Origin of the sequence: Pseudoalteromonas rubra (assembly GCF_005887115.1) — a bacterium.
Lineage (GTDB): Bacteria > Pseudomonadota > Gammaproteobacteria > Enterobacterales > Alteromonadaceae > Pseudoalteromonas > Pseudoalteromonas rubra_F.
Window position 1 is genome coordinate 505,894 of sequence record NZ_PNCJ01000005.1, and the last position, 20,139, is coordinate 526,032.

Genomic DNA, 20,139 nt, shown 5'->3' on the forward strand with positions numbered 1-20,139 from the left:
ACTTACAAGTCCATCTCCGTCATGGATTGATCATCAAATGCCACGCTGATATCACGACCGCTGACAATGTTACTGAGGCGCGCAACGCCATCAGGAGCAGCCGATGCGCCTGAACTGACCAGATCTTCTACCCGGACAGCAAGTTGCACAACACTGGGGTTATCAAAGATGTCACCGACCGTGGCCCTGATAGCAAAGTGTTGATTCAGCCTTGATATCAATTGCATAGCCAACACTGAGTTACCGCCACATTCGAAGAAATTGTGATGGGTGCCCAGTTGCTCTGAATTTAATAACTCGTGATAAATGGTCAGGATCTTCGCTTCCACCGGGTTGGCAGGTTGGCACAGCTCGGTCTGCACCAGTTGATTGTTATCCGGCACCACCAGCGCATTGCGATCAAGCTTGCCATTGGCTGTTGTTGGCCACTCTCCAAGCCAGCACAGGTATTCAGGTAACATATAAGCTGGCAGCTGATTTGCCAGAGCGCTTCGCAATGTGCTGATAGTCCAGTGCTGCGCCAGTTCGCCCTGCTCAATGCAGTAGGCGCACAATGCGGCTTGATTCTGGCCAGTTGTTTTGATGAATACCCGAACATCTACATCTCCCAGCACGTTGCGTAGCTGCGCTTCAATTTCACCCAGCTCAATCCGGTGGCCATGCAGCTTCACCTGATGGTCAAGTCGACCATCAAGTTCAAAACGGCCATCGGCCAGCCTGCGTGCCCGATCCCCGGTGCGATACAGTCGTTCGCTGTGGTGTTCATCAAACTGGTGGACAACAAAGCGGGCTTGTGTGAGCTCAGGCCTTGCCAGGTAGCCATTAGCCAGGCCGGCCCCACCGATCCACAGCTCTCCCCATACACCCACTGGCTGCACAGCGGCACTGTGTGTGGCATTTTCTGGCAGCACATACAGGCTGGTATTGGCCACAGGGCCGCCTATGCTGATGTCTTCCGGGGTGAGGATCTGTGTGGTTGCAGACCAGATAGTGGTTTCAGTAGGCCCGTACATATTCCAAAGCGCTTTTGCCTGGCTGAGTAACTGAGCAGCAAGTGCCGAACTTAAAGGTTCGCCTCCACTCCACACAGTTAAGCCTGCCGCAAAATTGGGACATGTCGACAACAATAATTGCCATAAGGTCGGGGTAGCCTGCATCACAGTAACCGGGTGCTGCTTAAGCAGGTCAGCCAGCGCATTTGGATCACTACAGGCCTGCTCGCTGGCCAGCAACACAGTGCCGCCAACCATAAGTGGACCAAACAGCTCCAGCAAGGCTATGTCAAAGGCGATAGTGGTGACACTCAGCAAACAGTCTGACTGATCCAACCCGGGCTGGCGAGCCATTGTGTGTAGCAGGTTCGCCAGCGCACCGTGGCTTATCTCTACCCCTTTTGGCTTCCCTGTGGAGCCTGAGGTATAAATCACATACGCACGCTGCTGTGGCGTAATTACCTGAGCATCAAAGTCACTGGCGCACTGTGCAATCTCAGCTTGCCTGACATCCAAATCAACAATGTCTATGTCTGTATGCGCAATGGCAAGGGCAGCCTCACTCATTGCGTCACACAGCAAACAACATGCCTGACTGTCGCTCAGCATCTCTTTTAACCTGGCCTGAGGGAAAGCCAGATCCAGCGGCAGGAAGGCTGCACCGGCTTTCAATACAGCTAACAAGGCAACCAGCAGCTCAGTGCGCCGCGGCAGCGCAATGGCCACCAGAGAATCGGCACCGATTCCTCTGGCAGATAAATAGTTTGCCAGTTGATTAACGCGCTCTTGTAGTTGCCCATAGCACAGTGCTTGTTCTGCGCAGATGAGCGCGGTGTTTTGCCCCAGCTGAGTCGCCCGAGCCGACAACGCTTCCAACAGCAGTGGCTGTCCGAGCGTCTCTGAAACGGGTGTAACAAGCTGCGCATGCATCTGGCTATCCAGCAGACTCACCTTGTCACAGTCCTGTTCGGCTTGCAGGCCCGCAAATAAGCGAACCAGCGACTGGGCGTAATGCGCCATCATATCGCTGTCATAGCGCGCACTCAGATACTCCAGCTCCAGTGTCCACTGACCATTGATACACAATAAATTGCAGTTTAATTCATACTGACCAAACCGGGTGTCCGTTGTACAGCCCGATACCGTCAGTCCGTCAAATTCGGGAAGCTTTTGCACTTTATCCAGATTGAACAAAGTCTCTGGCAAAGACACGGCCTCATGGGTTAGCTCGCTGTAAGGCAGGTGCTGATGCTCAAAGGCTTCTAGCAAGTTGTTTTGCAGTTGCTTAACCAGGGCAGCAACAGTAAGAGGACCCGAGAAATCTGCCACCACAGGTAAAATGTTGGTGCAGTAGCCCGGTAAATGCTGATCAAGACAGTCCGGATCATACGCATCACTGAGTAACTGACGATCAGACACTGGAATACCTACTGCAATATATTGCTGGCCCGTCAACTTGTGTAACCAGAGCGCATAAATTGCCAGTAAGGTTGCAAACTGACCACAGCCCTGAGCTTTGCTCAGCACCGCAATATTCGGTAGCTCGCCAAGCGCCAATACCTGCTTTTCAACCGTAAAGCTTTCCTGCCTGCCTGCTCCCGGACGGGTTGGCAACGCCAGCGCCTCGCACTGTGCCAGTCGATCGAGCCAGTAGGCTTTATCCTGCTGATAGCGAGTGCTGCTGAGGTAGTGTGCCACGCCTTCAACATAGGCACTGAAATGAACGGTGGCTGGCGCAGTTAAGTCACCACCAATACAAGTATAATTTTCCGCTATACGACTCATCATTTGTTGCAGACTGAGTCCGTCATACAAAACATGGTGCGCCGTAATACTAAGCACATGCGCCTGTGGGCCGTCTTGCAGCAAATCAAAGCGACAAAGTGGCTCACTACCAAACTCAAACGTACGGTAGCGCACATCGGCTAACATGACCTGCAATGACTGTGCTGTACTTGCATGTTCAATCAAGGATACAGCCGACGCTTCAAGTCGAACATGAGACAGGGTGTCCGGGTCAACCGAATAACTTAGCAATGGGTAGTCGGTTTGCAGCTGGGCAACAGCCTGCACTAGACGTGCCTTGTCTAGCTGACCGCTGAGACGTAACACGGCCTGCACATGATAGGCTTGCGCACCTTGTTCTGACTTTAAAGCCAGCGCCAGTAACTGCTGCTGCGCACCGGTTAACGGGAATTGCACAGGCTGCGTATCCGCAGGATCCGGCTCGCCAAAATAGCCCGCTGCTTTCAGAGCAAGTGCGCTGTCTTTAACGGTCTGGATAATGGTGTTCACATCCGCATCCGTATGTGCCGCCGATAAGAAGCAATTCCGCCCTTCCCAAATGAACACGCCACGGTTGAGCATTTCATAGAAAAACACGTCCAGGTTCTGACTAAAACGGAAGCGGAATAAAGACGTAAAGTGCTCTATTTGTATTGGAATATTCTGTGCAGTAAAGAAGGTATTGAGGGTATTGGCAAGATAGTCGGTCTTGCGACTTATCGCTTCCTGAAGCGGTGACCCGTGTTGTTTTATCTCACTCAGAACCGCCTTGGCACTGGCCATGACCAGTGGGTGTTTGCAAAATGTGCCGGCGAAGAAAGTGGTATCGGCCTGCGGGTAAGACGCATCACCATATTGCCAATGGCCACCATCAATGCCATCCAGATAATCGTGACTACCGGCAACCACCCCAATCGGCAACCCTCCACCGACAATCTTGCCATAAGTAGCCATGTCTGCCTGAATCCCCAACATCGCTTGCACTCCACCCGGATGCGCTCTGAATCCGGTGATCATCTCGTCAAAGATAAGTGCAATGCCCAGCTCTGTCGTCAGTGCCCTTAATGCCTGCAAAAATGCCCAGGGCTGATGGGCTGGATGACGGCTCTGTACGGGTTCAACCAATACTGCGGCAATGTCATCAGCCTGTGCTCTGATGGCGTCCAGCGCAGCGTCAACGCCATATTCCAGCACCAGATTATCACTGATTGCCCCGGTCCTGACCCCGCCGCACATAGGTTCTACCGAGTCACCACCGGGCACATTCTGCGCAAGCGTACCGTCATAGTGGCCATGATAAGCCCCTTCAAACTGGACGATTTTGTTGCGGCGGGTTTTATTACGCGCCAGGCGCACAGCCGTCATTACCGCTTCTGTGCCTGAGTTACAGAAGGTGACTCGCTCAAGTCCGGTCAGCTCGCTTACCAGCTCAGCCACCTCACAGGCCAGCGGACTTGCCAGCCCCAGTTGCAGGCCTTCGTCAATTTGTTGTGCCAACGCCTGAGTAACAAACGCGGGTTTATGGCCAAACAGGTTAACCCCGAAGTCCATGGTAATATCAATATATTCATTGCCATCAATATCCCAGATACGGCTACCTTCACAACGTTTTCCAAATACAGGATAAAGTAGTTCCTTACTGGACAAGCGGAACCCGGCCGACGCACGACAGTCCGCCAGGTGTGCCCGATGTTCAGACACCAGCGTTTTTGATAAGGGTGTTTTAGCACAATAACTGTCTGTGAGTGAGGCCAGATGCCGCTGCACAGTTCTGCTGCTTGCAGCCGACGTTATCTGCTTCTGACCAAAGCCTGGCAGTATTCTGGCAGCACTGCCCGATTGCGCGCTTTGAGACATGGCTGGAGCATGCGTCTTAATGGTCTGCTCTGCAGATTGTGTGGCAAGATGAGTGGTCGGGTTGGAAATAGCAAAGTTATTCTGATGACCCTGCAACATCGCAAGTTGGCGGGCAGCAACGGCTTCAACGCTTTGCGCGGCAGTCGTATTAGAGACAGATGCGGCGGCCTGCAGCTGTTCCCGGCAAATGTTTGCAACAAGCTCAGAAGAGACATTCAGTGCACCTTGTTCAACTGCCGCCGGACTTGCCACATCGCTATTTGGCTGAGGAAGCTCAGTGGGAACTGCCAGCGGCGCTGCCGCTGCACACTGATAATCACTGTGTTCTATGATATATGCTACCAGCAACTCTACCGTACTAAGCTCTTCATAGAACTGGCGCACACTGAACTCGAGGCCAAATTCCCGCTCGTAGGTCCGTACCGCATTCATGATCATCAGTGAATCGACCCCCATCTCCAGCAAAGGGAGGTGAGTCTGTATATCACTGACGGGCATAGACAATAATCGTGACAGGGTATTGAGCACAAAAGTCCGGATAGCGTCTTCTCGTGAGGTGACTGCAGCACCTCCAACAGACGCTTCAAGGTCAGTGTTTTGTGCAGCGTTTAACTGTGACGGGATATCCAGGATCCAGTATGGGCTGCGATCGAACGGATATAAAGGTAAAGGGACTTTTGGCTGGGTGTCATCACCATAGTGATGAGTCCAGTCAAGCTCTATACCCAGCTCAAACAAGCGCCCCTGAACCGCCAGTAAACGTGGTAAATCAGCACCTTTATTGTGTAATACGTGCAAAAACTCGCACTGCTGTGCAGGGCGATTTTCCTGCAATAAACCGCACAGCACAGGTTTAGGACCCAGTTCAAGGGCAATATAAGCCTCTGACTGAGACAAGTGAGCAATACATGCAGCAAATTGCACCGGAGCACAGATCTGCTCAACCCAGTAGCTGGGGTCACACACCCTTAGCGCTTCTTGTTTGCCAGTCACAGAAGAGACAAACGCAATAGCAGGCTGGCTATATTTGACCTGTGCCGCCACTTGCGCAAATTCACTGAGCATCGGCTGCATCAGAGGTGAATGAAATGCCCGCGCGGTATTAATTTCTTTGTGACGCACGTTTTGCGCTTGCAGCGTCCTGCACAGGGTGTCCATTGCGGTGTTGTGGCCCGAAAACACCACGCCCGACTCACCATGATAAGCCGATACCGATATCTGACCGTCAATGCCAGCTACCAGTACATCGGCCTGCTCACGGTCGCACCGTGCAGTCACCATACGGCCGTTGTCCGCAAGTGCATTCATCAGCCGGCCACGCGCTGAGATAAGCTTTATCGCATCGGCAAGTGAAAAAATCCCCGCAATACAGGCTGCCGCATATTCTCCAACACTGTGACTCACTAATTGATCTGGTTGCAAGCCGGTGCTCTGCCACAATTTTGCCTGAGCATACTCAATGGCAAACAAACAGACCTGCGTCCACTGGGTCTGGGCCAGGTATTCCTCGTTAGGATCCTGATACAAAACAGTAATAAGCCTTGGCCCTAAAGTGTCCGCTAACAGGCGGTCACATTCATCAATAGTGTCACGAAATACAGGTTGCGTGTCGTACAGTGACTTACCCATATCAGGGTATTGTGCTCCCTGCCCGGTGAAAAGGAACACCAGCTCACGCCCTGGTGCCGACATTTGGCTTGCCAGTTCCGGGAGGTCTTGCACAGCTGTCAGTGCAGCGACCAGTGCTTCGCGACTCTCGCCCACGAAGGCATGACGCGCTTCTTTGTAATGGGGCTTTCTCGCAGTCTGGCTCACCAATGTATCGAACTCATTTGGGGTGGCTGCACTTAAAACATCCGCATAGCGGTGTGCAAGCTGAGTCAGGGAGTTGGCTGATTTTGCAGATAATGGCAGCACGTATCCCGCATATTGCGATGCATCTTTATCGGCTTTTGCAACATTTTCTGGCCGTTGCGCACAAATAACATGGGCATTGGTGCCACCAAATCCAAACGAACTCACCGCTGCCAGTCTGGGCTTGTCCTCCTGAGAAGGCCATATCTGAGACTGGGTGACAACCTCAACCGGCAGTTTTTGCCATGGAATATGCCCATTCAGCTGCTCAGTGTGTAATTGTGCAGGTAGCTGCGCTTTCTCAAGACACAACAGCGTTTTGATCAACCCTGCCAGACCCGCACCAGACTCCAGGTGGCCAATATTGGCCTTAGCTGAGCCCAGTAACAGCGGCTGGTTTGGCGCACGTCCTTCGCCATACACCTTGGCCAGTGCCGATACTTCGATAGGATCGCCCAGCTCTGTGCCTGTACCGTGGGTTTCAATGTACTGGATATCCTCTGGAGCCATTGCAGCACGTTGCAATGCTGATTTAATAACGCGCTGCTGCGATACACCGTTGGGGGCGGTGATACCGTTGCTCCGACCATCCTGATTTACCGCACTGCCCTTGAGTACCCCGTAAATAGGGTCTTTATCGGCCATTGCCTGCGCCAGAGGTTTTAATAAAACACAACCCACGCCTTCGCTGCGTACATAACCATCAGCAGCGCGAGAAAACGTTTTGCAACGACCATCTTCTGCCAGCATCTGCGCATTGTCACAGGCATCGGTGACCTCATTACTGAGGATTAGGTTGACGCCACACACCAGAGCCATGGGCATATCACCAACACGGAGCCCATTCAGAGCATGGTGCAAAGCAACCAAGGAAGAAGAACAGGCTGTATCTACCGAAAGACTCGGACCTGTGAAGTTATAGGTATAAGACAAGCGATTGGCAGCAATACTCAGCGCCGTGCCAGTGCCAAGGTAAGGATTGCCCTGCTGCGCTTGGTTCGACATATTAAAGTAGTCATTCTGAGAAATGCCCACATATACCCCAATGGGTTGACCGGCCAATTCGGCAGGCATCATTCCGGCCGACTGGATGGCGTGGTAGCTGGTTTCAAGCAACAAACGATGCTGAGGGTCTATGTAATTGGCCTCTGCCGGTGAAATACCAAATAGTCCGGCATCAAACTGCTCAATGTCACTCAGGTAACCACCCAACCGGGTCTTACTCAGTGCCGGACATAAAGCCTGCCGCACAGCATCCGGTACACTGATGGCATCGCGCTTTTCAGTCAACAACTGCCAGTACCCTTTGAGGTCTGCGGCTTGCGGGTAGCGACACGCCATACCAATTACAGCAACATCGGTGTCACCTTCACTCTCGCCAGTCGAAGCACCACCTTGTGTACTGCTTTCTGAACTCTCTGAGTGCGCTGCATTGTACTCAGACGTAGTGTGACTATCACAACCCAGACGCTCACGTATCGATTCGAATTGACTTAAATGATGAGCCAGCTGAGCAATTGACGGATACTCATACAGTACCGTTGCTTCGAGCTCTATGTCATGGAGCTCCATCAGCTCGCCGGAAATCCGCACTGCCTTCATTGAGTCTACACCCAAAGATAAAAAGGTAGCGTCAATATCCAGGCTACCGGGTTGACGGTCGACTTCCAGCCCCACGACTTCCTGCAAAACTTTACGTAACGCCGCTTCAACGCCCGAAAAATCAGTTACTTTGTTGTTATCTTGGACCTTCTTTGGTTGCACTTGCGGCGCTCGTGAACGCGCCAGTACATCGAAAATATCGGCAAGATAGTGACGTTTGTTTTCCTGTCGCTGAATTTTGCCACTGGAAGTCTTCAGGATCCGCCCGGGCTTGATCAACACCACCTCATACGGGGTAATACCATGTTGCTCAGTGACCGCTGCCGTAATCGCTGCAAAGATCTCCTGCTCGTTCAGTTTGCGCACAGCGGTACGCTTGACCTGCTGCACAATAACCAGACGTTCCTCTCCTTGCTCTGATAAACAAGAAAACGCGGCGCCCCCGTTGTTATCCATGGCGCTATGGGCCTCTACCACAGTCAGCTCAATATCCTGGGGGTAATAGTTTTTACCACGGAAAATCATCACATCTTTAGCGCGCCCGGTTACGTAGAGTTCGTCCTGGTAGACAAACCCCAAATCGCCCGTTCGCAAATAGGGCCCGTCATTGTCATCAGCAATACGTGCCTGAAAAATCTCCTTGGTCAGCTCGTCCTTGCGCCAGTAGCCCTGCGCAACGCTTGCACCTTTCACCCAAATTTCGCCGGTATGACCGTCTTCACAACGTTGCTTTGTATCCGGGTCAACGATGGCCAGTGTATGGCCATGCCAGGTACCACCACACGACACCGCATAATAGGGTTGATTGTCTGTCTGAGTCGTTTCGGCTATATCAAGGTCGTAAAACGTAGCACGGCTTGCGGACTGCGTATTTAACAACGACGCTTTGCCCTGATGCATATCTTTACTATCAAGCGTAAGGACCGCTGGCGTAGTCAACAAACGCCCCCCGGTTGCAAACAAGGTGGTTTCAGCCATGCCATAGCAAGGTGCCGTAGCCTCACGACGAAAGCCGCAACGTTTGAACTTCTGGTAAAAGCGTTCAAGGGTACTGGCCCGAACCGGCTCGGCACCATTGAGTGCGCTTTGCCAATGCGATAAGTCTAAGTTTGCCAGCTCTTCTTCTTTGATTGTGTCTACACACAGGTCGTAGGCAAAATTGGGGGCACTGGAGGTAACGGCTTTGGTTTCACTCAACAGCTTCAGCCAGCGCAGTGGTTTTTGTAAAAACGATGTCGGGTTCATTAGCGCGGCTGGTGCACCTATGTATATCGGGTGCAAAATACCGAAGATCAGTCCCATATCATGAAAGTGTGGGAGCCAGCTCACAATGGGCGTCTGAGCACTGTGGCCGAAGGCTAGCTTCATCATTTCTTCGTTGTCCATGATGTTACCATGGCTGACCATTACCCCCTTGGGGCTCCCCGTCGAGCCAGAGGTATACTGCAAAAAAGCCAGGTCTTGTGGCGCAATCTGGATATCCTGCCAGGCCATGGGCTCGACCAGCTCAACCGCCTCACCATCGGTGGCAATGATAGACACATTGCTCAGACTTTCCTCGGCTTCAAATAGCGGCTGTGCAATTTCATAAATCTTGCTGCTGGTCAGTGCACCCGTTGCACCGGCGTCTTCAATAATGCTTCTCAGGCGGTCGGTATTTTGGTTCTTTTTTGGCGGGTATGCCGGTACGGCCACAATGCCAGCGTACAGACAGGCAAAAAACGCTTCTACAAACTCAAACCCTGAGTTGTACAAGAGCAAAGCTCTGTCACCTTTTTCAAAGTAAGTCAGCAAGCGTGCCGCGATCCGTCTGGAATTCAGGTCGAGCTCTGCGTAGCTCAGGGAAACTGCCGGTTGATTGTCTTCGAAGAAATACTGATATGCAATGTCATCGCCACGTGTCCGGGCCAATGTCACTAATGTAGCCACTAAGTCGTTATTCATGCCATACCCATACAAGGTTTATTGAGTAAGTTCCTTTGATCAGAACATCTGACTCAATGACCCTGAGCAGGCAATACAACGCCGTGCCGCTTTCGAGGCTGAGTACAGTTGTCCGATCCGTAAAATTGGAAAAAACCAATTAATTACATAAACACAATGACAAAGTATGACCTCTCTGATCACACCTAACCGCGAAAACGCAGCACAGGGTCATTGTGGTTTTAAAGGTTAACTAACCGCTTAAAACCGCAAGCTATGCTAATCAACTACACCTTTTCGCCTGAAAAACATAAGACTTTGATTATCCATGAAAACAATCTAACTCTATTGCATTCAATCAGGCTAAAATATTCTGATAGTGTTAATCTAGCGGGACGACAACTGAACTAAAAATACCATTCCCTAATGTTGTTTTTATCTTCTGCTAAGCCGTTTAAACAATTGGCTGTCAGGTTCCTGTTTGATGATTTACCTCTTGATGCTATCACAAAGCACTAAAAAATAAAGCAAAACCAACCACAAATTTAACATATGAGTAACGATAATATTACCCACGCGCTGAGTTTAGACAACCGTAGTGCCAGAACTCATAGGCGTTGAACAGCATAAAAATAGCGATAAGTAGCCGTTCAGAGCATACGCCAAATGCTAACTCAGCAATTGACTGGGGTAAATTACAGTGGCTTACGTACCGATTTAATTACCTAACTCTGGCTTGGTCACTTTAGCCTAACCAAGCTGTTAGTGACACAAGCTGCTATTTTTCATGAAGTTTAGTCGCTCATTTGAAAAACGCACAGATATCTTGGGCGCAGTGTATGACAATCGTTACATTCTAACTGAAAGTCGATAAAAGATGGCCGCAGCAAATTGCTGACTTTGTTGGTGCTGAATTTGCGCCGGATCAAATGATGACAGGTACAAATCACTATACTCATGGCAAACACTTATCAGGGAGAAGCATATGAAAGCTGCACTCGTCCATGCCTTTAAACAGCCGTTAGAGATCCAAACGGTTCCAAAACCAACGTTATCGCCCGGTTCGGTGCTGGTTGAAATTGCCGCATGTGGGGTATGTCACACCGATCTGCATGCCTGCCACGGGGACTGGCCAGTCAAACCTAAACTCCCTCTGATCCCAGGCCACGAAGGGGTTGGTACCGTAGTAGCAAAAGCAGACGATGTGACCCATCTTGATCTTGGAGACCGCGTGGGTGTGCCCTGGTTACATAGCGCCTGTGGTCACTGTGAGCATTGTCTTAAAGGAGACGAAAACCTCTGCCCGCAACAGCAAAACAGTGGTTACTCTGTGGATGGGGGTTATGCTCAATTTACCAAAGCTGATGCTAATTATGTTGTTAAAATCCCCGATAATGTGCCTTTTGTCGAAGCTGCTCCCCTGTTTTGTGCCGGTGTCACTACCTATAAAGCACTCAAAGTGTCTGGTGCAAAACCTGGCGACTGGGTGTCCATTGTTGGCGCTGGCGGCTTGGGCCACCTGGCCATTCAATACGCAAAAGCCATGGGCCTGAATGTGGTAGCGGTAGACAGCGGTGAGGAGAAGCTTTCATTGGCACACACATTAGGTGCAGACTTGATTATCGACTATACCAAAGAGGATCCCGCTGAAGCCATACAATCTCAGCTCGGTGGTGTTCAGGCTGTGGTCTGTACCGCTGTTTCTAAATCCGCCTTTACCTCGTCTTTTCACAGTGTTAAACGTGGCGGTGTCTGCGTGCTTGTTGGCCTGCCTCCAGAGGATATGCCAATTCCCATTTTTGATACTGTACTCAAAGGCGTCAGTGTTGTGGGTAGCATTGTGGGTACACGCCAGGATCTGAGCGAGTGTTTGCAATTTGCAGCAGAAGGAAAAGTTAAAGCCATTATTGAGACTCAACCGCTTGAAGCTATTAACGATGTATTTGATCAAATGCTAAATAGCGAAATCAATGGCCGAATAGTCCTGACGCTGGATAAATAGCCGCCAAATAAAAAAGGCGCAACTCAGGGCGTTGCGCCAAAACCTCATAGGAAAGAAGTGAGGAAGGGAATTAATCTACGGCGGTGATCACGGTATCAATCAGATGAACCACTCCGTTTGCAGTATAAATATCAACCTGGGTGATGTTGCTACCCTCGACCTGCAATCCAGAGGTAGGTAGACTTACTTGCCACCATTTTCCACCAACACCTTGTCCCATCGCATCGCCCGCATTTACGTCTTGAGCATACATATATAGAGGACGACCCAGATAAGCGGCTTGCATGCTGCCATCTAATCTTGCGATCAGCGACAAGCCCGGAATATTAGCTATCTGCGCTTGCGTTGCAATCACAGGTGGCCAGTTGGTAGCACATGCATCAACACACTGGCTATTTGCGAACGTCAGGTCGTCATCAAATACGTAAAGCGTCTTGCCAGCCATCGCTGCACCATTACCAGAGACCAGTCTTTGATTCGTCGCGTCATAGGCAACCATGTCGGTATCTGTGTTGGCGGTTGAGACAAAATCAACAACCTTGAGGTCCAGCATATTGGTGGCCAGCGTTTCTACCTGCTTACCATTGAGGCTGAAAGCCAAAGAAGAAGACGCTTCCAGTGTCAGCACATGCTGAGTCAACACCTGAGTAAGGCCAGCTGGGTTAGCCAGCAGCGCATTTAAATCGGCCGCGGGAATCTTCTGAAATGCGCGATTGGTTGGCGCAAAGACGGTAAATTGCTTGGTGGTATCCGACAGAGCGTCGACCAGATTGGCAGTCTGAAGTGCAGTCACCAGCGTCGACAAATCATCTGTCTCCATCGCTACATCGACAATGGTTTTGTCTGTCGCCATTTTATCCATTGGCGGCATGATCACCTTGTCGAGCACATGAATAACGCCATTGTCTGCTTTTACATTGGCAGTGCGGATCACCGCGTCGTTGATGAATAGCATGCTATCCACAATACTTAGCGCACTCTTATCGGTATTCGCCATCGCAACCATGTTGTCTGCAGAGGACGCAATACCAGCGGCAGTGTCTGACATTACACTCTGCCCTGCAACAACGTGATACAGAAGAATGTCTTTCAGTTTGTCGGTGTCAGCAGCCAATGCATCGAGTGTAGCCTGACCAAGGGCTGCAAACGCCGAGTCAGTGGGCGCGAAAACAGTGAATTTGGTAGTCGGGTCGCCAAGTGTTGCGTCCAGACCCGTTGCTGTCACCAGACTCAGTAACGTGTTGAATGAACCCGCGCCAGCTGCTACTTCAGGAATGAGGCCCAGTGACTCCGGCACACTGATATCGCCAACAACTACCGCATCTAATACGTGGATCACACCGTTTGAAGCTGGTATATCAGTTTGAGTCACTGTCACACCCGCAAACTTCAGCATGTCTGTGGCAGCATCAATTGCCACACTTTGTTGGTTTTGCTCCAGCGTCGTCGCATTTTTACCATTGAGCGACATGGCCGTTACAGAGTCGACTTTACCTGCCACAATATGCTGTTTGAGTATACTGCCCAACACTTCAGGGTTTGCCAGTAAGGTATTGATAGTTTTGGTACCCAGCGCCGCAAACGCAGCATCGGTTGGCGCGAAGACGGTCAGATCATCACTACCGGTTAAGGCACTGGTCAAACCGGCAGTCTCAACCGCCTTGAGGAGCGTTGTAAAATTACCAGCCTGAGTCGCTACCTGTGCAATGTTCGCTGTCGAGGTTGCATCACTGGGGGGCATTAGCACAGCATCGATAACATGGATCACGCCGTTATCTGTCATGATGTCTGTTTGTGTCACCGTCGCCGTGTTTATGAGCAGGTTGTCGCCAGACAGAGATAGAGCCAACTTTGCGCCGTTCACTGTTTCAGCAGTTTGCCCGGCCAAGGTAAGCGCCGTCTCGGCTTTCACTTCTGAAGCCAGGACATGGTATGTAAGAATCTTGCTCAGCGTGTCAGGGTCCGCCAGTAACTCATTTATAGCCGACTCACCCAATGCAGCGAAAGCAGCGTCAGTAGGGGCAAACACGGTAAATGTGTTTTCTGTATTATCCAGGGTGGCTGTCAGGCCTGCAGCATCAATTGCCGCCACCAGCGTGTTAAAACTGCCAGCTGCTTTGGCAGCATCATAAACCGATTTTTCTTCCGGTGATGATATCACGACTTCGTTATCATCATCGGAACAGGCCGCGAGCAAGGCCAGGGTACTGATCAACATTATTTTTATTAGTACTTTCACGATTTTCTCCATCAAGGTGGTCAACATTCGAGCAATACGCAACCTTGTGAAACAAAGATCAAGAAAATTTAAAAATCTTTAAACAAGCCAAAAACAAAAAGGGTTAAATCAATTGTATGGTCAGGTCTGTTTAGCGATTAACTAGTCCGACAACTTTTTTAAGAGTGGATGGAGCATGTAAGACGTGTGGATCATACCGGCACTGTAAACCACACAACCATGTTCTTAATAGCCCCAAATTACGCAATAACTGTGACCTTTAGCCATTTATTACTACGACTACCCCACTACACTGCACACGGTATGTTCTTGAACACCTTGCTTACTTCTCCAAAATTCGGAGTTAGGAAAGCGTTGTTCACGACGATAATACCCAAACAACTCATTGAGATAACTATTATAGATTTCAGTCATGGACTTACTGTACTGGTGTAAAGCAGTAGCTTCACCAGCAAATGCTGCAGATATGGCCTGCGACGCTTTTTCTGCCATATAGATTGCCGTTGTCATACCATGAGAAGACAAAGGATCAAAAGCCATGGCAGCATCACCTGCCAGCAACCAGTTCTTGCCACTCAAACGTCCCACAATATGACTACTTGCATTGATGGCCTTCACCGTAAAAGACTGTTCGGGCAATGCGTTGTAAAAGCATGGCGTGTTGGCTGCTATATCATACCAGTTGCAGCTATGTTTGAGCTGACTAAAGCCGGGCGTATGTTGATTACAGAAAATCGCCAGCATATTTTGCTCTGCATTCAGGCGCGATATCAGTGTCCAGCCATGCTCAAAGGCTTCAACTACCACAGATGGAAATAACCCCTGCGGATTGGAGGTGCTCGGTACGTTGGCAACAAACGCAGTCAGTTTGTCGAATGTGTGTCTTGGCAGGTTCAATACTCGGGGCAAGTATCCTTGCCGGCCACTGGCATCGACAATAAACCGACTCTCCAGACTATGTTCAGACCCATCCTGCGCCGATTTTACCCGACAGCGCCAGGCATCGTTGTGCTCAGAAACCTCGACGACTTTTCCGCCAAACAGGCATTGTTCAGGCAACTGTGTCTGAATTTGTGTCGTCAGCACCGATTTATCGACTTTCCAGCCATGATGGCGGTCACTCAGAGGCGCTTTACGCAGCACGGACTCTCCCCATGACGAACTCTGTCCCGAATGCATAACGTGCGGATCCTGCTGGAGTAATTCAAACAACCCCAGCCGGTGCATCATAGGTTCCACACTGGCAGGCAGACTTTCAGCCAGACGCATAACGGGTGTAGTCTGAGGGTCGACTATTACTACTTTCAGACCCTGCTTGAACAATTGCCAGGCAGTGACAGTGCCCGAAACCCCGCCACCGACAATAATGCAATCATACGGATTGCTCACACACATATTACTTCCTCATTGATGAGAAGCACCTGAGTGCTTCTCAACTCTACTGCTAGTCCTTGTCGGCTTCGCTGTATGCGACATACACCACGTTTGGTATACCAGAGGTTCCGGGATTATCCACCGGCCGGGCCATAACCATCGCCATATTTTTCCACTGGCTGACCATCTGGATCAATCCATTGGTATAACCACCTTCAGCATGGTAGCCCACAAACCCGAGGTCAGCAGTATGCAACCAATCAAGGCGTTGCGAAAACTGCTCCAGACGCAAGTGTTCAAAGGTCTCTTGAGACATGCCCTGTGCTACAGAGTGTTGCATACCGTTGATAATCGGCGCATCCACTGACTGACTGTCTTTAAACTTGTTATATCTGGCCAGTGGCAAGATATGAACAGGCAAATTAGCCGCCCACCACGAAGGAATTGGGAAGTCTTCTGGCGTATAGACTGCCTGACAACTCGCGGCATCCGATTGCCAGGGGATCCCCATCCATTTAGTCAGATCGCCTGGGGTGTTTTGCCACAGCCAGGCGGCTTGAGAGTTGGGAATGATTGACTCCGCCACATTCTCCACACTGATGATATGACCAAAATCCTGATACATATTGACAGAAGCCAGACCGGCCGGATCTTGTCTCAGTCTGAATTCTCTCAAACCCAACAGATTGATCTCAGGTGTCACGCCGCCCTGGTACTGGTTGTCACTGTAAATAAGATCATGACGCATAGGCCAGGTAAGCTCTACGCCAGGATGAAACCCTCCACCATACAAGGCGTCCAGTGCACCGCGAGCACACAGCAAAGCACTGTTTTCAGAGCACCGGAACACCTCACTGTAGAAGAGGCCAAGTTCATCTATGGTTGCTGCACTGGCTTTCTCAGCATCAGTCACACTGAAGTCACCATTAGCCCAGTTTTTCAGGTGCTGATACATAAACGGAGGAATTGCAAACCACTGTACCGGGCTGCCAGGGTAGTCAACCCCATCATTGGGATAAAATGGAATTTGCAATCGGGATGTTGCTGGCTCATTTGCAATATTAGTGGCGTCTTTACTCGGAATAATACGGCTGGTGCTAACCCACTCACTACTCGACTGGCCCGCATCTTCAATGTCAATATCCTGATCAAACAATGGGTTTCTGAACTGTTTGAAAATATTCTCTCTGAGTGTTTTTTCTGTCGCCGAACTATCCAGTAAGCGGCCAAAAGCCCCTTCACTGTTCAGTTCACGAATTTGTGTGTTCACTGCGTTGTCAGTAAAGTCCGCCTGATTAACCCATTGCATTCTGTATAATCGGTACAAAATAGGGAACACGTCGCTGAATTGCGTAGTTAACTGAGCCAATTCTTTTTCTTTCAGGGATGCCCCCGACACCATGTCATACATAGTCACCAGAGGTTCTATCTGAGGTGCATAATCCGGTGGCGTGGTCGCAACCCAGGCACTGTCCGATTCACTATCGATAGTAAAAGTATCGCCATTTTTTAGCTCTACTACGGCGGTAATCCGGCCATCACAGATATCGTCGAACCAGTTGGAGTTATCCGCAAAGTCCGTATTCAATGAAGACGGAGATAACGCCTGTGAAATACCATCACCTGCGTAAAACGTTAATACGCCCTCACGGTTACACTCTATGGTTCCCTGAAGCACGTTATGCCGTTGCGACATATTGAGCAAATCACTCAGGCGATTTTGTGGATCCGGCTCATTGGCGGGAAACTTGCCGCGCAGTGGCACTTGAGTTTCAGCTTCGCTCGACACACAACCCTGGCTGGCAATAACAAGCTGCCTGCGCAAGCCGTGCGTGATCACATTGGGGTTACGTCTTTTCGCAGTTTGCGCGGGGGCAAGACGATGTTTACTGACATTCTGACTCAGGTTACCAGTGCCTTCTGTCATTAAAGACAAATCAAGCGCGTTATTATAGTCGTACCAGAACGACTTTTTGTTCGCGACCTCAACATGCCAGGTTACCTTGTCTCCCGCTTCAAGCTTGAGCTTCTCGGTTGGGTTACCATTTTCATCACACTGATAAATATAAAAATTCTGAGCCTGCTTCTTAACCGCATGCAAGTAATGATTGTTCAGAACTTTGAGTACTGCTTGTCTGATAAGCGTAATAAACCCACCGGCATCGCTCACCGTGTCCAGTGCCAGGTCGTCTAGCGCACGAATAATTTGGGGCGCAGCTACAATATGGGACAAACTCAGTAAAGCGACAATCCTCGCTGTTTTTGCTGAATCCAGTATTGGTTTGCCACTGGTATTGAGGGACTGATAAATCTCTTCAAGTTCTTTTCTGACACCTTGTTCTAGCACATCGTCAACCAATGAAGACAACTCTTGTTCGGTGACCAGATACTGAACCTCAGTATCGTATAAATGTGCCCAGGGCACTTCGGGAGTCTGGATTGCCAAGGACTTTAACGCAGGTCCGTTACCAACGCGTGCGATCCCCAGAGGCGGATAAATTTTGTATTTGCTGTTTGACATGTTAGTTCCTTAGCCTTGTAAATCAATAAACCTAATCAGAGCGCTGTGTTAAGCGCGCTTTTGTGCTACTAACTCTATTTCAATAAGCGCTTTATTTTGTTGATGCTTTTGGGTCAATACGCCCAATGCCATAGAGCGCGCGGGGTAGCTGCCATGCTGAGGACCGAAATATTCCCGGTACACCTGATTGAATTGTTCAAAGTCGTCTTCGGTATGCAAAAAGCCGTTAACTTTGATAACGTCCTGAAAAGTGCATCCGGCGCCGGCTAAGGTGACAGCCAGTAACTCAAAAATTGTCTTGGTCTGGTCAACGATATTGTCTGACTGAATGTAACCATTTACCTCAGCATTCTGGCCAGACACAAAGACCAAATCGCCAACGACCCGACAGGGCGGATAAAGGGGAGCCTGAACCGCTTCAATGGACATAATTCCTCCTTAAGAAATTGCCGTACATATGCATGAATACCGACTGGCAACGCATTCAACTGCGAATAGGTCTCAGTCGTAAAAACTGAGCCAAAGTCTAGAGAGAAACTAAAATTATTCCATTACAAGCTGTTACACCTGAGAGTAACACTGGACCTGTTAACAGCAGTTACGAATTAAACGCCCTGGTATGGCAAGGAATAGCGTCTGATTATGAGAAAGGTCATATGAGCAAAAACAAAGCGCAATGACACTTCACTGCGCTTTAGCAAGGAGGATTACTTTAATTTTGCGGCAATACCGGCGACATGCTGACCCTGAAACTTAGCCAGTGCAAGCTCTTTGTCTGATGGCTGGCGGCTGCCATCTGCACCCGCGATACAGGCTGCACCGAGTGGCGAGCCGCCTCTGACTTCAGAAATATCTGTCAGCTCAGCTGCTGCATAGGGTAAACCCACCACCACCATACCGTGATGGAACAGGGTCGTATGAAAAGACTGGATGGTGGTTTCGTTACCGCCGCCCGTCCCGGTAGAGGTAAATACGCTGCCGACTTTGCCTATCAGTTTACCTGCCGCCCACAAGCCACCCGTTTGATCCAAGAAATTACGCATTTGTGATGCCATATTGCCAAAGCGTGTCGGCGTGCCAAAAATAATGGCATCATAGTTTTCAAGCTCCGCTGGCGCAGCAATCTCAGCGGCCTGTTCCAGCTTAATCCCCGCATTTTTAGCTACTTCTTCCGGCATTAACTCAGCAACGCGCTTAATTGTCACGTCTACGTCCTCAACTGAACCTGCACCTTCAGCAATAGCTTGTGCCATGGTTTCAATGTGGCCATAGCTTGAATAATATAAAACCAGTACTTTCGTCATTTTCGTTTCTCCGTGAGTTGCCGCAGCCTTGCCCGGCAACATGTGTTTTAACCAGCTAAACATGTGTGATCACTTCTTTCGTTAAGTATAGGCACTCGTGCCTGTTGACCATGGTCATGATTACATAGTTGATTAAGAACGTATTTACGTAAAAAATGATAGCTTCGTTCTACTTTAGAGAATGATGTAACCTACTGTAATCGCACAGCTACAGAGAAAGCGCTAAAGTTACCAAGTACACGTATGCAAACCACAAAAAGGAGTCGCATGATGGCATTTCCTACCGCTGTAAACAGTCAGATCACGGATTCAGTTTCTCAGGTCAATACCAAGGTGCTTGGTGATGCACCGGCAGTTGCCACGGGTAACTTTATGCTTGCAACAAGCCAGGCGCTGTCTAACGCAGCACATAATGCCAACGTGGCCCAGACATTTCCTATGACCCCTGTCGCCCAAGGCGTCTCAGCGCTGTACGGTATAGATACCGCCACCACAGGGGCTGCCACCAGGCGGATTTTCCGCTAACAGATTCCCTCACTCAGCCATCACGACCCTGACAAACAATGCGAAGAGTTTGATGGCTTTGTACCATTCAACCTGGAAAAATGACGGTTCACTCAGCTTATAGCTACATTAGTCTCTACTTAGGGTAAGATGCCATCAAGTTTGTTACTTAGATGATTGAG

8 protein-coding genes are annotated in these 20,139 nt (G+C 49.9%); 2 read left to right on the forward strand and 6 right to left on the reverse strand.

Features of this window, described 5'->3' with window-relative positions; all coding sequences use genetic code 11:
• Positions 1–2: 2 nt before the first annotated feature.
• Positions 3–10,034: a non-ribosomal peptide synthetase/type I polyketide synthase gene (locus CWB98_RS02950; protein ID WP_138543469.1), complete on the reverse strand. Its 10,032-nt coding sequence runs from the start codon at positions 10,032–10,034 to the stop codon at positions 3–5.
• A 964-nt stretch (positions 10,035–10,998) separates the two neighbouring features.
• Here CWB98_RS02950 and adhP point away from each other — a divergent pair.
• Positions 10,999–12,015: an alcohol dehydrogenase AdhP gene (adhP, locus tag CWB98_RS02955; RefSeq protein ID WP_138543470.1), complete on the forward strand. Its 1,017-nt coding sequence runs from the start codon at positions 10,999–11,001 to the stop codon at positions 12,013–12,015.
• 70 nt (positions 12,016–12,085) lie between these two features.
• Here the strand turns inward: adhP and CWB98_RS02960 are convergent, their stop codons facing one another.
• The 5 genes from CWB98_RS02960 to wrbA all read right to left on the reverse strand — a co-directional run bounded on the left by CWB98_RS02960 (position 12,086) and on the right by wrbA (position 19,453).
• On the reverse strand, positions 12,086–14,266 hold the full coding sequence (locus tag CWB98_RS02960) for a fasciclin domain-containing protein (protein ID WP_432765875.1): 2,181 nt from the start codon (positions 14,264–14,266) through the stop codon (positions 12,086–12,088).
• Between the two features lie 267 nt (positions 14,267–14,533).
• Entirely contained in the window at positions 14,534–15,649 is a 1,116-nt protein-coding gene (locus CWB98_RS02965; RefSeq protein ID WP_138543472.1) for an FAD-dependent monooxygenase, read from the reverse strand.
• 49 nt (positions 15,650–15,698) lie between these two features.
• Positions 15,699–18,149 carry a LodA/GoxA family CTQ-dependent oxidase gene (locus tag CWB98_RS02970; protein WP_138543473.1) on the reverse strand — a complete coding sequence of 817 codons (2,451 nt, stop codon included), beginning with the start codon at positions 18,147–18,149 and terminating at the stop codon, positions 15,699–15,701.
• 48 nt (positions 18,150–18,197) lie between these two features.
• Positions 18,198–18,578, reverse strand: coding sequence for a RidA family protein (locus tag CWB98_RS02975; RefSeq protein WP_138543474.1), 381 nt, complete (start codon positions 18,576–18,578; stop codon positions 18,198–18,200).
• A gap of 278 nt (positions 18,579–18,856) precedes the next feature.
• Complete coding sequence (gene wrbA / locus CWB98_RS02980) at positions 18,857–19,453, reverse strand: NAD(P)H:quinone oxidoreductase (RefSeq protein ID WP_138543633.1); 597 nt, start codon at positions 19,451–19,453, stop codon at positions 18,857–18,859.
• A gap of 270 nt (positions 19,454–19,723) precedes the next feature.
• Between wrbA and CWB98_RS02985 the strand changes: the two genes are divergently transcribed.
• On the forward strand, positions 19,724–19,978 hold the full coding sequence (locus tag CWB98_RS02985; RefSeq protein WP_138543634.1) for a RebB family R body protein: 255 nt from the start codon (positions 19,724–19,726) through the stop codon (positions 19,976–19,978).
• The last annotated feature ends 161 nt before the right edge of the window (positions 19,979–20,139 follow it).

What these genes read in the sequence shown, in the direction of transcription:
- CWB98_RS02950 (WP_138543469.1), bottom strand. Translation starts at nt 10,034, where the DNA reads ATGAATAACGACTTAGTGGCTACATTAGTGACATTGGCCCGGACACGT.
- adhP (WP_138543470.1), top strand. Translation starts at nt 10,999, where the DNA reads ATGAAAGCTGCACTCGTCCATGCCTTTAAACAGCCGTTAGAGATCCAA.
- CWB98_RS02960 (WP_432765875.1), bottom strand. Translation starts at nt 14,266, where the DNA reads ATGGAGAAAATCGTGAAAGTACTAATAAAAATAATGTTGATCAGTACC.
- CWB98_RS02965 (WP_138543472.1), bottom strand. Translation starts at nt 15,649, where the DNA reads ATGTGTGTGAGCAATCCGTATGATTGCATTATTGTCGGTGGCGGGGTT.
- CWB98_RS02970 (WP_138543473.1), bottom strand. Translation starts at nt 18,149, where the DNA reads ATGTCAAACAGCAAATACAAAATTTATCCGCCTCTGGGGATCGCACGC.
- CWB98_RS02975 (WP_138543474.1), bottom strand. Translation starts at nt 18,578, where the DNA reads ATGTCCATTGAAGCGGTTCAGGCTCCCCTTTATCCGCCCTGTCGGGTC.
- wrbA (WP_138543633.1), bottom strand. Translation starts at nt 19,453, where the DNA reads ATGACGAAAGTACTGGTTTTATATTATTCAAGCTATGGCCACATTGAA.
- CWB98_RS02985 (WP_138543634.1), top strand. Translation starts at nt 19,724, where the DNA reads ATGGCATTTCCTACCGCTGTAAACAGTCAGATCACGGATTCAGTTTCT.